Origin of the sequence: Bacillus sp. 105MF, from assembly GCF_000374885.1 — a bacterium.
Lineage (GTDB): Bacteria > Bacillota > Bacilli > Bacillales > Bacillaceae_G > Bacillus_A > Bacillus_A pseudomycoides.
This window is the reverse complement of record NZ_KB895568.1, coordinates 127,064-141,488: the sequence shown is the minus strand read 5'-3', so window position 1 is coordinate 141,488 and position 14,425 is coordinate 127,064. Positions and strand designations below refer to the sequence as shown.

Genomic DNA, 14,425 nt, shown 5'->3' with positions numbered 1-14,425 from the left:
AATGTTTCTAGATTCTGGTACAAACATACTATGACAAAGATTCTATTATTCAATGTCATTAAGCTATTTTACTTAAATATGTTTGATAGCTATTATCATCTTTTTCTCTTTTCTCAACCCTTCTATTGCTCAGAAACTTGAAATTTGACTTTTATATAGATTCCTCTAATTTCTCCGACATATCTAAACTGTGGTATTTCTGGTCTATATTGTTTAACAAAAACAAATAAGGGAAAGAACAAATTTTGATAAAGGAATTCCAATTACAAATACACATGAATGGGCCATAGAACAACTTCAGAGTCAGGAGAAGACAATTCAAAAAGCATTCACAATAAAACTCATGACAGTCATTCGTCTTATTATGCCGTAGAGTTTCCTAAATTTCTTCATATCTAGCGCAAACGATTGCTCCATACGCAAAAAAATTCAGTTTGAGCAAGTATAGACGAGCTATTTCACAGCAAATATGCATTTGATCAACTCCCATAATTATCCTCATAAAGAATAACAAGAAGTACAGCGTATAATCGAATTTAGCACACCAGCCGAAGAAGGTTATAGCTGTGACACATGCTAGGATACTCGTATTCTAAAGGATGTCATTGAAGATACGTTTTCTGTCATCATGAGTTGAGGTGAAATCGGCCATATGTTAAAACGTTTTGTATTTAGGTACACAACCGACCTACACATCGAAACAAGTAGACAAGAAAAATAAGAAGCGTTCCAATGTCAGCGCTATATAATTAAAAGTGCTCCGGATGAAGTATTGTTTGCCTATGAAGATGAAAGTCATATTCTCCAAATCTGAATACAGTGGAACAAATTTGGGGGTAAATAAAAAAGAGTGTGATTGGCAACTAATTTCATATGAATCGTGCAGAAATATGAAATTCAGCCTTTTCATTTTTGGAGTCTATAAATGAGTGTTGAGAAAAAGTAATTTGCCTAATGGATCTATGGCTATGTCGAAGAATTAAAATGAACTTATACATACATTTCACTTACTCGCTAAGAAGAGTTAGCTTTTCTAGGGCGACATTACATTTTAATATCGAGAGATTTATATATATAAGTGATGATAATATCAAAATCGAGAGATTTATATCCTTTCATTATTTTTATCAAATCATGAAAACTTTAGTTGGACTATATGTACTATTTTAGACATAAAATCCCTAGTTTTTTGACTAGGTTGGAAGTTTTCAAGATTAATTACTAATTGTGTAGATACTTGGTTAAATGAAGTGTTAGTTTAGTATTTGGCATAGTTGTAACAACATCATTTACAACAATCACACCATTTACTGGTAACATTTCATCTACTAATACTACATGTATAGCTTTTTGATAATTTTACCCCCGACAACCTATTATTCTAGAATTGTTCTAAAAAATCAATAGTTAATTGATGTTTTTCTATTTTCACTTCATCACCATAACATATATTTAGAGTAGAAAACTGAAACAGAAAAAGAGATAGCTTTGCTATCTCTTTTTCTGCCCAGCTTTCTCTCATCAAGCCGTACGTGAGGTTCTCCCCCATACGGCTTTTCGATGGTCTGCTTTCTTTGCCATCTAATCAGTCTATAGACTGATCAGATGTTTTTATATCAACCTGTATATCACTTTTAAACAAAAATAAGCATCTTTTCTTTTGCCTATTACATTTTCTCAGGTGCAGATACACCAACTAATGCTAATGCATTTTGAAGTGTAATGCGTACTGCACGCATTAAGTCGTAACGAGCTTTACTTAATTCTAAGTTATCTGGGTTTAATACTTTTTCTGCATTGTAGAAGCTATGAAGCGCTGCTGCTAATTCAAACGCATAGTTTGTAATGCGGTGTGGCAGACGTTTTTGCGCTGCTTCTGCAACTGCTGCTGGGAATTCACCCAGTTTTTTCAGTAAGTCTACTTCTTTTTCAGAAGCAACAAGTTTGTAATTGATATCTCCACCTGCAGTTAATCCAAGTTCTTCACCTTGACGAAGGATACTGCATACACGTGCATGAGCATATTGTGCATAGTATACAGGGTTTTCGTTAGATTTTGATACCGCTAAATCCATATCAAAGTCTAAGTGAGAGTCACCGCTGCGCATTGCAAAGAAGTAACGCATTGCGTCCACGCCTACTTCTTCCATTAGCTCACGAAGTGTAACAGCTTTACCTGTACGCTTACTCATTTTTACTTTTTCACCGTTTTGGTATAGTTGTACCATTTGGATGATTTCTACTTCTAACGTCTCTTTATCGTAACCAAGCGCTTGAATCGCTGCTTTCATACGAGGAATGTAACCGTGGTGGTCAGCGCCCCAAATGTTGATTAATTTATCAAATCCACGCTCTAATTTATCACGGTGATACGCGATATCTGGCGTTAAGTATGTGTAAGAACCATCATTTTTAATTAATACGCGGTTTTTATCATCACCATAAGTCATAGAACGGAACCAAGTTGCTCCGTCTTCTTCAAATATTTCATCGCGCTCTTTTAATACCGCAAGAGCTTGATCAATTTTTCCATTTTTGTATAGTGATGTTTCAGAGAACCATACGTCAAACTTAACACGGAAGCTTTCTAAGTCTTTTTGAAGTTTTGCTAATTCGTATTTCAAACCGTACTCACGGTAGAATTCATAGCTTTCTTTCTCATCAGCTTTTGCATAACGATCGCCAAACTCTTCAGCTAAGCGTTGTCCGATTCCGATGATATCCGCACCATGGTATCCATCTTCTGGCATTTCTTTTTCTAGCCCTAATGCTTGCATGTAACGAGCTTCGACAGAAAGCGCTAAATTATGAATTTGGTTACCAGCGTCATTAATGTAGTATTCACGAGATACATCGTATCCCGCTTTTGCTAATACGTTGCATAATGTGTCACCTACTGCCGCACCACGTGCATGTCCTAAGTGAAGGTCACCTGTTGGGTTTGCAGATACGAACTCAACTTGTACTTTTTCACCTTTACCAGTGTTTGTTTCACCATAATTCGTGCCAGCTGTAACAATTACCGGAATTAAGTCTGTTAAATAGCTATTATCCATATAGAAGTTAATAAAACCAGGACCAGCAATTTCAATCTTTTCAATAGAAGCTTTTGCTTTATCGAAGTTTGCAATTAATTCCTCTGCAATCATACGAGGAGCTTTTTTTGCTACGCGTGCAAGCTGCATCGCCATGTTTGTAGAGAAATCACCATGCGTTTTATCTTTTGGAGATTCTAATACAACGTTTGGAATTTGTTCTTCTGTTGCTAACTCTGCTTTTAATACGGCAGCTTTAATTTCTTCTTTAATCAATTCTTTTACTTGTTCTAAAGAGTTCATTATTTTGCCTCCTTCAAATTAATCGTAATTGTATATCGGCCCGCTTCTTGTTCACTTAGAAGCAATGCGTACGTTAAAAAGAGTTGTCCTTTTTTCTTCTCGTCCGACCATTTAAAAAGAACGTTATCAGTTTTCGTTTGCAATGCAAACGTACCAAGTTCACTCGTATACGTACCAGTTGTCCATTCACCTTTCGCATGCGTCTGACGCATAGAAACAGCACCTGAACGCATAATGAGAACTTGTTCACCTTGAATTTTAATGATTGTCTTTACTTCGCCTTGTTCGTTCGGCTCTTGAAACGTTACATATGTACCTTGACCTTTTACATAGTATTGACCATTTGCCTCAAAAGCAACGGTCTCCTTTCGTGCCCCTTCACGGATTTCTGTTACGAAATGAACGTGTACTGGCAAGCCTGCAAGTTGTTTCTCCACGTCTTGCACACCTTTCAATATGTTATAGATATTAAATAAACTTTATAATAAATCACTTTTCCTATCATATCAAAAAAAACCTATGTCTGTCTGCTGAAAAATCAGGAAAACCCTGTTTCGAAAAAACAATTTATAAAGATCTATCTCTTATGATAAAATATCTTTTAAATCTAAATTTTCTTTCATTAAAAGGAGTGCTCCAAATGATACCACCAAAGTTAAAACAAGGTGATGAAATTCGAGTCATTTCACCTTCTTGTAGTTTAAGTATTGTCTCAAATTATAATCGTGAGCTTGCTATGAAACGAATAGCAGATATGGGATTTCGTGTTACATTTTCAAAAAACGCTGAAGAAATTGATCGTTTTGCTTCTTCTTCCGTTTCTTCTCGAGTTCAAGACCTCCATGAAGCTTTCGCAGACTCCAATGTAAAAGCAATCTTAACAACACTTGGAGGATATAATTCCAATGGGCTACTAAAGCATATAAATTACGACTTAATTCGTAGCAATCCAAAAATTTTATGTGGTTATTCTGATATTACAGCTCTAGGCAATGCAATTTATGCAAAGACTGGTCTTATTACATATTCAGGTCCTCACTTTTCTTCTTTTGGAATGGAGAAAGGGCTCGATTATACGATAGATTACTTTTTAAAATGCATGACTTCTGAAGAGCCAATAGAAATACAACCTGCTGAAACGTGGAGCGATGACTCTTGGTATATGGACCAAGAAAATCGCACTTTCTTCCAAAATGAAGGTTATATTTCCTTACATGAAGGTGAAATAGTTGGCGAAATTATTGGCGGTAATATGAGTACCTTTAATTTACTACAAGGCACAACATATATGCCGAGCTTACGAGATAAAATATTATTTTTAGAAGAAGATGCTCTTACAGGAAAAGCTACAGTTAAGACTTTTGATCGTTACTTACACTCTCTCATCCAACAACCAGATTTTGAACATATAAAAGGCATTGTAATTGGAAGACTACAAAAAGGTTCTGAAGCTGTCATAGAAGATATTCAAGAAATGATTTATTCAAAACAAGAGCTTTCCCACATTCCTGTAATTGCAAATGCCAACTTTGGTCATACAACTCCAATCTTCACTTTCCCAATTGGCGGACGTGTAGAAATTGTTTCTACTCAAACAAACACATCGATTACAATTTTAAAACATTAAAAAAAGGAGCGAACAATTCGCTCCTTTTACACTTTCTGTAATTGTTTTAAGGCTTTTTCTGGAATTTCTTCTTTTGAAATTTCAGCCCAGCCTTTTCCTTGCATGCCCTTAGCATAAATTTTTATAAAAGCACCTGAATGTAGCTGACGATTCATGATCTTTTTAATCGTTTGTTGCTTTCCATCCTCTGTATACCCTTTGAATGTATACAAATATTCATCGTCTATTTTCTCACCCTTATTTATAACTGCGTAATAATCTTGTATTTCTTTATTTGAAAAGAAGTTATCGACAAAAGCCTCTACACCTTCTGTTTTTGATTGTAAATAATATGCCGTACCACCTAAAAGAATGGCAAAGACGACTAACACTTTTATTACCAATTTCATATATGGCCTCCTGTTTATTCTTATCAGTCACATATTTATATCTGTATTATACAGATAAGGGCATACTATATACTATTGAAATGTATTACACTTTCCTTACACTATTGTAAGGAAAGCGCTCGCAGTATTTTCCCAATAAAAAAATTTTCCGTTTAAACAACTTTTGTATTATTATTGAATAATACAAATTTTTATAAACAAAATTAAAAAGGGGACATTTTTCAAATGGCTATCTTGCAAGGTTTAGCACTACTACTCGTTGTACTTTTTCTTTTTACACTGTTTAGCTTTCGTGCTCCTTACGGAATGAAAGCAATGGGGGCCCTGGCCAATGCTGCAATCGCAAGCTTTCTTATTGAAGCATTTCATCGATATATCGGCGGCGAAATGTTTCATAACAACTTTTTACAATCGGTTGGACAAGCTTCCGGTAGTATGAGCGGTGTCGCGGCTGCTATTTTAGTAGCACTCGCAATTGGTGTATCTCCTGTATATGCTGTTTTAATCGGTATCGCCACTAGTGGATTTGGTATTTTACCAGGATTTTTTGCTGGATATGTATGCGCCTTTGTCGTTAAATTTCTAGAAAAGAAATTGCCAGCTGGTGTGGAATTTCTCGCCATTTTATTCGTTGCAGCACCACTTTCTCGCGGAATGGCTATGCTTATGGACCCCGTTGTAAATGCTACACTTGGAAAAATCGGCTCTATTATTTCAATCGCAACCACAGAAAACCCAATTATTATGGGAATTATGCTTGGCGGACTCATAACAGTTATTTCTACATCTCCATTAAGCTCCATGGCGCTAACTGCTATGCTTGGATTAACAGGTTTACCAATGGCTATTGGTAGTCTTGCAGTAGCAGCCTCTGCTCCAATGAATTTTATTTTCTTTAAACGTTTAAAGATCTGTTCAAAGAAAGATACAATTGCTGTAGCAATTGAACCATTAACACAGGCCGATGTCGTAGCAGCAAATCCCATTCCAATCTATACGACAAACTTCGTTGGTGGTGCACTTGCTGGTATTATTACATCCTTATTCCAACTTGTGAACAATGCCCCCGGTACAGCATCACCAATTCCAGGACTCCTTGTTCTCTTTGGGTTCAACGATGTAATGAAAGTAGCCATTGCAGCTATATTATGTGGAATCGTGACCACAATTATTGGTTATATCGGAACAATTATTTTCCGTAAGTATCCAATTCGTTCCGCTGATGAAATTCGCGGAATCGCTTCGGAAGAAAAAGTTGCATAAGAAAAAGGAGCTAGTTCCATCAGGTGGGACTAGCTCCTTTTTTCTTATACGTTTTGTAAACGGATGTCGAATTTTGCAGAAGCGTCGATATATGGATGCTGCGAGCCGGCTTCCGCTTTTACTTTATCCAGCTACAGCGGCTAGAATGCTCGGTGGCTTCGCTTCTTCCTACGAGGCAAAAATGCCTCTACGTCAGAAGCTCCATCCCCTCCCATTCTGAACGAGCCGCTTCCGCTTTTACTTCATCCAGCTGCGCCAGCTAGAATCTCTGGCCATTTCACACTCTCGGTCGAGTGCTCCAATGACCTGCGATTCTGAGCAAACTGCCTCCGCTTTTACTTCACCCAACCAAGAAGCATTTCCCGCACGAATTTGCTTGCTGCGATTGGTGTTTGATCACTATGATCATAGACTGGAGCTACTTCTACTAAGTCTGCTCCAACTACTTTTATATTTGAATTTGCAATTGCTACGATGGAATCTAATAATTCTTTAGATGTGATACCACCAGCTTCTAGTGTTCCTGTTCCAGGAGCATGTGCTGGATCTAACACGTCAATGTCAATTGTGACATAAACTGGGCGTCCTGCAAGCTTTGGTAATACTTCTTTCAAAGGTTCTAATACGTCAAATTTGTATAGGTTCATGCCCACTTCTTTTGCCCATTCGAATTCTTCTTTCATTCCAGAACGAATTCCGAAAGAATATACGTTTTCCGGACCAATTAAATCGCACACTTTACGGATGGGTGTAGAGTGAGATAAAGGCTCCCCTTCATATGACTCACGCAAATCAGTATGAGCATCCATATGAATGATTGCTAAATCCGGATATTTTTTTGCCATTGCCTTAAAAATTGGCCAAGACACTAGGTGCTCACCGCCAAGACCTAGTGGAAACTTACCGGCATCTAATAGTTTTGTTACATATTCTTCAATCATGTCTATACTGCGTTGTGGATTTCCGAATGGTAGCGGAATATCACCAGCATCAAAATATTTTACATCTTCTAGTTCACGATCTAAATATGGACTGTACTCTTCTAGTCCAATCGATACTTCACGAATACGTGCAGGACCAAAACGAGAGCCTGGACGGTAACTTACTGTCCAATCCATTGGCATCCCATAAATTACTGCCTCTGCATCTTCAAAACTCGGATGACTTTTAATAAATACTTTACCTGAATAAGCTTCATCAAAACGCATATTCTTTTCCTCCTTATGTGGAACTTAAGGTATCCCAACCTTTCATTATTTCTCAAATTTGGAGTGCTACACTCCTCTTTCTCGATTTACCTCAATCTTCTTTTAGCGATAGAAGATTATTTTATTATAATAGCGTCAGCAACTAGCATGTCCGTTCTATCGCACACCTTGAATGAGCTGCTTCCGCTTTTCTTTTGTCCAGCTACAGCGGCTAGAACGCTCGGTGGCTTCGCTTCTTCCTACGAGGGCAAAAGACGCCTCTACGTCTGAAGCTCCATCCCCCTCCCATTCTGAACGAGCCGCTTCCGCTTTTAATTATTATTTAATTAAGTCTCCAACAAACTTCGGTAATACGAATGCTGCTTTATGCAGTTCTTTTGTGTAATATTTCGTTTCGATTTCGTGGAAACGTTCTTCGCTTACTTCTAATGGGTCATATTCTTTAGATCCAATTGTAAATGTCCACATTCCACTTGGGTATGTTGGGATATTTGCTGTGTATAAACGTGTAATTGGGAAGATTTCTTTTACGTCTTTAAACACAGTTGAAATTAATTCTGGTGTAAACCAAGGGTTATCCGTTTGAGCAACGAAAATCCCATCTGCTTTTAACGCTTTTGAAATTCCAGCGTAGAATCCTTTTGTAAATAAGTTTACTGCTGGTCCTACTGGCTCTGTAGAGTCAACCATAATTACATCGTACTCATTTTCGCTTTCTGCGATGTGTAGGAAACCGTCTCCTACTTTTACTTCAACACGCTCGTTATCTAACGCACCTGCAATTGATGGTAAGTACTGTTTAGAGTACTCGATTACTTTACCGTCGATTTCAACAAGTGTTGCTTTCTTTACGCTTGGGTGCTTTAATACTTCACGGATTACACCACCATCACCACCGCCAACAACTAATACGTTCTCAGGGTTTGGATGTGTAAATAAAGGTACGTGTGCCACCATTTCGTGATACACAAACTCGTCCTTCTCTGTTGTCATAACCATGCCATCTAAAATAAGCATGTTTCCGAACTCTTCTGTCTCAACCATATCAAGCTTTTGAAATTCTGTTTGCTCCGTATGTAATGTGCGGTTAATACGCGCCGTAATTCCAAAATGTTTTGTTTGTTTTTCAGTGAACCATAGTTCCATCGTACAATCACGCCTTTCATTGCAAATTTATAATAGGGACATCATTAATGTCCCCTAACAAAAATAAAACAAAACATACAAAATGTATAGTTAAAAGTACAAAAATACCGAAAATATATTTTGGTAAAAGTATTTTTATTCATATATTATTTAAACACTATATTTAACAACAAAGAAAACCCTTTCTTAAGAAAGGGTTTCTGATTCTAATTTAGAACCTTCTCGAACAGGAATCAAAATCATAACACAACCAACTAATACAACAATTCCCCCAACTAAAAATGGACTTTGCGGTGAAATCGCATGGCCGATAATTCCTGATAAAATTGGTGCAATTGCCCCGCCAAGCCAACGAACGAAATTGTATACACCGGACGTAATAGATCTTTCATAAGGTGAAATATCCATGACATAGCTTGTATATAAAGCGTTATTTAGTCCCGATGCTAATCCAGATAAGACGATAAGAACAATTTGTAACCACATAACTTTAACAAAAAATAATGCGATTAGCAGAATTGCAAATACAAGTAAGCTAAATCGTAACAATGCTTTCGGTTCATATTTCCCTTCTAATTTATGCGCTAATATTGCAGATCCATATGCTAAAGCAAGTCCCCAACCGCAAAATACGAAACCTAACTGAATTGCCGATAAATGCATAATAAGTGGTGAATATGCTAATACAACGAAAAATCCGTAATAATATAACATACCTGAAATTGCACCTTGCATAAACGGTTTATACTTAATAAGGTTAAGTAATTCCCCCACTCCAGCTGCTTTTCGCTGTACTTTTCGCTCCGGCTCTTTTACAAAAAAGAAAACAAGAATAAATGCTAATAAAATTAAAAGACTTGTCGCAAAAAATGGGTAACGCCAAGAATGTCCACCTAGTAGTCCTCCTAATAATGGTCCACCGGCCATCCCTAAACCAATCGCAGCTTCATATAAACCAACCGCTTCATGTACTTCTTTACTAAGAGCAATTAATAATGTCATCGCTGTTGCGAAAAACATCGCATTACCTAGCCCCCAGCCAGCACGGAAAAGAGATAACTGGGCAATCGTTTGTGATATACCACATATAAAAGCAAATACAGTTACAATTGATAAACCAATTGTCATCATTCTCTTATCACCAAACCGTGCTGCGAATAAACCAGCCGGTAGCATCATAATTGCCATCGTTAAAATATAAGCTGTAAATAACATCTCCACTTGCCAATGCGTTGCCCCTATCTTCTCAGCGATAATCGGCAAAATAGGATCGACTACTCCGATGCCTGAAAAGGCAAGAAACGTAGCCAGTACTGTAATCAATCTCCCCAACTTTTGTTTGCTCTCCATATTCATTACTCTCCTTTTGTGTCCTCCAAGAATTTACGTGCACGCCCTAAACTATTCTCTAATTCTGCTTTCACGCGCTCCATTTGTTTCATTTTTGTATCTAGCGTTTGCACTTGGTTCTCAAGCATATCCTTAATTTCTTGAATCACTTCACGGTCACGTGGATTGTCACTATTTCGTCTTTGTTCCATGCGTTCTTTTAATGATAAGAAATGCTGCATTTCTTGAAGTGTGATTCCTAATACTTCTTTCGCTTCTACAATCTTTTTAATACGTACAATATCTTCATCTGTATAAAGACGAATATTCCCTTCGCTACGCTCCGGCGGATAAATTAAACCAATTTCCTCATAATAACGAAGTGTACGTTTTGTTAATCCAACTTGCTTCGTTACCTCATCAATCTTATACATGTTTATTCCTCCCCTCATCACGTTATTACATTTTACGTTAACGTTAACTTTTATGCAAGTGGTATACTTTTGTAAATGTTTGGCATATAGATTGTATTTTTCTCGCCGCAGTTTCATAATGGAAGAAATGAACTCATAAGGAGATTTTCAGATGAAAAAACCACTTATTTTTGCCCATCGCGGAGTTAAAGGAACACATCCGGAGAATACAATGATTGCTTTCCAAGAAGCAGAGCGTGTTGGTGCCCATGGCATTGAACTTGATGTTCACCTTTCGAAAGATGGTGAGATTGTTGTGATTCACGATGAAACTGTTGATCGCACAACAAGTGGAATTGGACTTGTTTCTGAACAAACAGTAGTGGAATTACAGTCTCTTGATGCCGGTAGCCATAAAAGCCCTTCTTTTCATGAAGCAAAGATTCCAACCTTACGCGAAGTATTCATTTGGCTCTCTACGACAAATTTACAACTTAATATTGAATTAAAAACAGACGTAATCCACTATCCAGGTATCGAAGAAAAGGTTGTCGACCTCGTTCGTGAATATCATCTTTCAAACCAAATTATATTCTCATCTTTTAACCATGATTCCGTTTCCCTACTCGCGGAAATTGCACCTGAAATTCCAAGAGCTATTTTATACGATGAACCACTCAGTGATCCAATTGCTGAAGCCAAGAAAAGGGAGGCGTCCGGATTACACCCAAATTTTCAGTTACTAACAAAAGAATTTGTGCAAACTGCACAGCAGCAAGGCTATGTTTTCCGTCCCTATACAATCAATGAAAATAAAGACTTACAAACAATGATCGATTACGGTGTAGATGTAATTATTACGGATTGGCCAATGCGCGCTTTTGAGCTTCTTTCTTAATTGAAAGGGCTCTTTTTCATTTTGTGTTTAAAATACGAAAAAACCCTCAATACTAATAAAAGTATACGATGAGGGGATGAAAAAGATGGATCAAACTGTGAATCCAAAACTGAAAAAATATAAACGTCTTTTCTTCACCGCACTTTTTTCATGCATTCTTTTTTTCGTTTTTTCGTTTTTTATCATCATCATAGTAGCAAAGATTATGGGGCCGCCTCCCATCGCTGTCCCGCAAACGAGCACCTTTTATGCCAATGATGATACTGTAATAGGACAAAGCAACGGGATGCAAAAGCGCTATAACGTATCTCTCGACCAAATCTCTCCTTATGTGAGAGAAGCGACACTCTCTATTGAAGACCAACGATTCTATGATCACCATGGCTTCGATATAAAAAGAATTGCTGGTGCAATCATTGCAGATATAAAAGCAATGGCAAAGGTCCAAGGTGCTAGTACGATTACGCAGCAATATGCCCGCAATCTATATTTAGATCATGATAAAACTTGGAAACGAAAAGCGTTAGAAGCAATATATACCATTCGTCTTGAGGTTAATTACAGCAAGAATCATATTTTAGAAGGATATTTAAATACGATTTATTACGGACACGGCGCTTATGGTATTGAAGCCGCTTCCCGTCTTTACTTTAATAAATCTGCTAGTGACTTGACATTAGCAGAGGCTAGTATGTTAGCTGGTATCCCAAAAGGCCCTAGCGTATATTCTCCCTATTTAAAGGAGGAACGAGCAAAAACAAGACAATCAATCATTTTAGATGAAATGGTAGAGCAGGGCTATATTACGAAAGGGCAATCTTCCTCTGCCAAAAAGAAAAAGCTTACATTTGCTTCATTAGAAACAAAAGAAGTCGCAGAAATAGCACCTTATTTCCAACACGCTGTACACTCCTCTCTCCTGCATGATATTGGACTCGATGAGCAAACATTACAGCGCGGTGGATTCCATATTTACACAACACTAGACCCAAAACTACAAACAATAGCCGAGCAATCTGTAAAAGATACGATTCCAGAAACAACTAATATACAAACGGCTCTTGTCTCAATGAATCCGAAAACAGGAGAAGTAGCAGCTCTTATTGGTGGAAAAGATTATAAAGAAAGTCAATTTAACCGAGCGATTCAGGCATCTCGCCAACCAGGATCCACCTTTAAACCTTTTTTATATTATGCTGCACTCGAAAAAGGATTTACACCAGCGACTCGCTTAAAAAGCGAATATACAGTATTTACATTAGGAGACGGTGTTTCTAAATATAAACCGAAAAATTATAAAGACTACTATGCCGATGATTTTGTGACGATGGCGCAAGCCCTTGCTGTATCAGATAACGTATATGCCGTGAAAACACATTTATTTTTAGGAGAGGACTCTTTAGCAAAAACCGCTAAGCAATTTGGGATTATAAGTTCATTAAAAGATGTACCATCCCTTGCCCTTGGTACGTCTCCTGTAAAACCAATTGAAATGGTAGGTGCGTACAGTATGTTTGCCAATGGGGGAAAACAAGTAAAACCAACCTTTATTCGCCGCGTTGTCGATCATGAAGGGAATATTTTATATGATGCACATTTAGAAAGTAAACAAGTGCTCGATAAAAATAATACGTTTGTAATGGAAGAAATGATGACAGGAATGTTCAATAAAAAACTAAGTGGGTATGCTTCTGTTACAGGACAATCCCTGCTTCCAAAACTATCACGTACGTATGCAGGAAAATCTGGTTCCACAGAAACAGATAGCTGGATGATCGGCTTCACTCCGCAAATAGTAACAGGTGTATGGGTCGGATACGATCAGCCAAAATCCATCACAAACCCAGCAGAACAAGGCTACGCAAAAAAAATATGGGCCGATACGATGGAAAAAGGACTAGAGGGTCAGCCTAAAAAGGAATTCAAGCAACCAAGTGATATTATTGCTGTAAATATCAATCCTGAAAATGGAAAAATCGCAACGAAAGGCTGTCCAGTTTCCGTGAAAATGTATTTTGCAAAAGGAACAGAACCGACTGAATACTGCATGGATCATATTGATGATAAAGAAGAATTCGAGAAGGCTAGCAAAGAGAAGAAAAAAGAGAGCTGGTGGAAAAAATACTTTCCATGGTAAATACTTATCTTATTTGTAGCATCAATATATCGGTGCTTCGACACAACATATCGACGTTCCGACAATATACGACATAAAGAGAAATACTACCATACCCCAAAAACACCAAAGGCTACCAGAATTTCTCCCGGTAGCCTTAAAATTATTCTCCTAATAATGCATGACGCAATTCTTCACTAGACTCGTTCCAAATTGCTTCATTATGCTCTTTTAAGAATGTACCAAGCACCTTCTTAGATGGTTCATCCATATGGTCAACCATGATGTAACGTTTTAATGATTTATCCATCTTGTTTACATGCTCTGGAAGTGATTTATAACCACGGCGAATTTCACGATCAACTGTCATCTCACAAGCTGTTACACCTGCATAGTAAGCACCTTTTGCCGTTCTCTCAATTGTTACCCACACAAGCCAATACGGTTTTCCATTTGGAACTTCATCTTTATTTGTTAAAAACTTAATCCCTTTTTCCACAGTACTACGCGCATGCATCGCACCAATATCAACAAATGCAGTTTGCTCTAATACATCTACAAAAACAGGTGAAATATTTTCTAAACTTAACGCCCCAACACCAAAGCCACCATGCCCATCTGTTGAATCATTCTTCACAATATTAAAACCGATTTTTTTCTTTTTCTCTGTCATATGTAAACTCCTCCTCACTCATGTA

Annotated in this window: 12 protein-coding genes; 4 read left to right on the top strand and 8 right to left on the bottom strand. The window is 37.4% G+C overall.

The genetic code is table 11. From position 1 onward, the window contains the following. Positions 1–1,667 precede the first annotated feature (1,667 nt). The gene (argS, locus tag C564_RS0107540; RefSeq protein WP_003202452.1) at positions 1,668–3,338 is read right to left on the bottom strand and encodes an arginine--tRNA ligase; all 1,671 of its coding nucleotides are present in this window, start codon (positions 3,336–3,338) and stop codon (positions 1,668–1,670) included. Then, complete coding sequence (locus C564_RS0107535) at positions 3,338–3,775, bottom strand: DUF1934 domain-containing protein (RefSeq protein WP_016112723.1); 438 nt, start codon at positions 3,773–3,775, stop codon at positions 3,338–3,340. The genes argS and C564_RS0107535 overlap by 1 nt, the downstream gene beginning before the upstream one ends. Before the next feature lie 203 nt (positions 3,776–3,978). Between C564_RS0107535 and C564_RS0107530 the strand changes: the two genes are divergently transcribed. Further along, positions 3,979–4,965 carry a S66 family peptidase gene (locus C564_RS0107530; RefSeq protein ID WP_018764897.1) on the top strand — a complete coding sequence of 329 codons (987 nt, stop codon included), beginning with the start codon at positions 3,979–3,981 and terminating at the stop codon, positions 4,963–4,965. Positions 4,966–4,991: 26 nt separating this feature from the next. On the opposite strand, the gene C564_RS0107525 is transcribed toward C564_RS0107530, so the two are convergent. Then, a complete protein-coding gene (locus tag C564_RS0107525; RefSeq protein WP_018764896.1) occupies positions 4,992–5,354 on the bottom strand; it encodes a YxeA family protein in 363 nt (120 codons plus the stop codon). Between the two features lie 225 nt (positions 5,355–5,579). Here C564_RS0107525 and C564_RS0107520 point away from each other — a divergent pair, with 225 nt between their 5' ends. Beyond that, complete coding sequence (locus tag C564_RS0107520; protein WP_018764895.1) at positions 5,580–6,617, top strand: PTS sugar transporter subunit IIC; 1,038 nt, start codon at positions 5,580–5,582, stop codon at positions 6,615–6,617. Between the two features lie 335 nt (positions 6,618–6,952). On the opposite strand, the gene speB is transcribed toward C564_RS0107520, so the two are convergent. The 4 genes from speB to C564_RS0107495 form a co-directional block, all read right to left on the bottom strand. Further along, a complete protein-coding gene (speB, locus tag C564_RS0107510; protein ID WP_003209245.1) occupies positions 6,953–7,825 on the bottom strand; it encodes an agmatinase in 873 nt (290 codons plus the stop codon). A 318-nt stretch (positions 7,826–8,143) separates the two neighbouring features. After that, positions 8,144–8,971: a spermidine synthase gene (gene speE, locus C564_RS0107505; protein ID WP_003202439.1), complete on the bottom strand. Its 828-nt coding sequence runs from the start codon at positions 8,969–8,971 to the stop codon at positions 8,144–8,146. A gap of 186 nt (positions 8,972–9,157) precedes the next feature. Continuing rightward, a complete protein-coding gene (locus tag C564_RS0107500) occupies positions 9,158–10,321 on the bottom strand; it encodes an MFS transporter (RefSeq protein ID WP_006096692.1) in 1,164 nt (387 codons plus the stop codon). 5 nt (positions 10,322–10,326) lie between these two features. Then, complete coding sequence (locus C564_RS0107495; RefSeq protein ID WP_018764893.1) at positions 10,327–10,734, bottom strand: MerR family transcriptional regulator; 408 nt, start codon at positions 10,732–10,734, stop codon at positions 10,327–10,329. A gap of 151 nt (positions 10,735–10,885) precedes the next feature. Between C564_RS0107495 and C564_RS0107490 the strand changes: the two genes are divergently transcribed. Continuing rightward, on the top strand, positions 10,886–11,611 hold the full coding sequence (locus C564_RS0107490; RefSeq protein ID WP_018764892.1) for a glycerophosphodiester phosphodiesterase: 726 nt from the start codon (positions 10,886–10,888) through the stop codon (positions 11,609–11,611). An 85-nt stretch (positions 11,612–11,696) separates the two neighbouring features. Continuing rightward, on the top strand, positions 11,697–13,748 hold the full coding sequence (locus tag C564_RS0107485) for a transglycosylase domain-containing protein (protein WP_018764891.1): 2,052 nt from the start codon (positions 11,697–11,699) through the stop codon (positions 13,746–13,748). 142 nt (positions 13,749–13,890) lie between these two features. Here the strand turns inward: C564_RS0107485 and C564_RS0107480 are convergent, their stop codons facing one another. Beyond that, positions 13,891–14,400, bottom strand: coding sequence for a YwhD family protein (locus tag C564_RS0107480; protein ID WP_003202432.1), 510 nt, complete (start codon positions 14,398–14,400; stop codon positions 13,891–13,893). Positions 14,401–14,425: the final 25 nt, after the last annotated feature.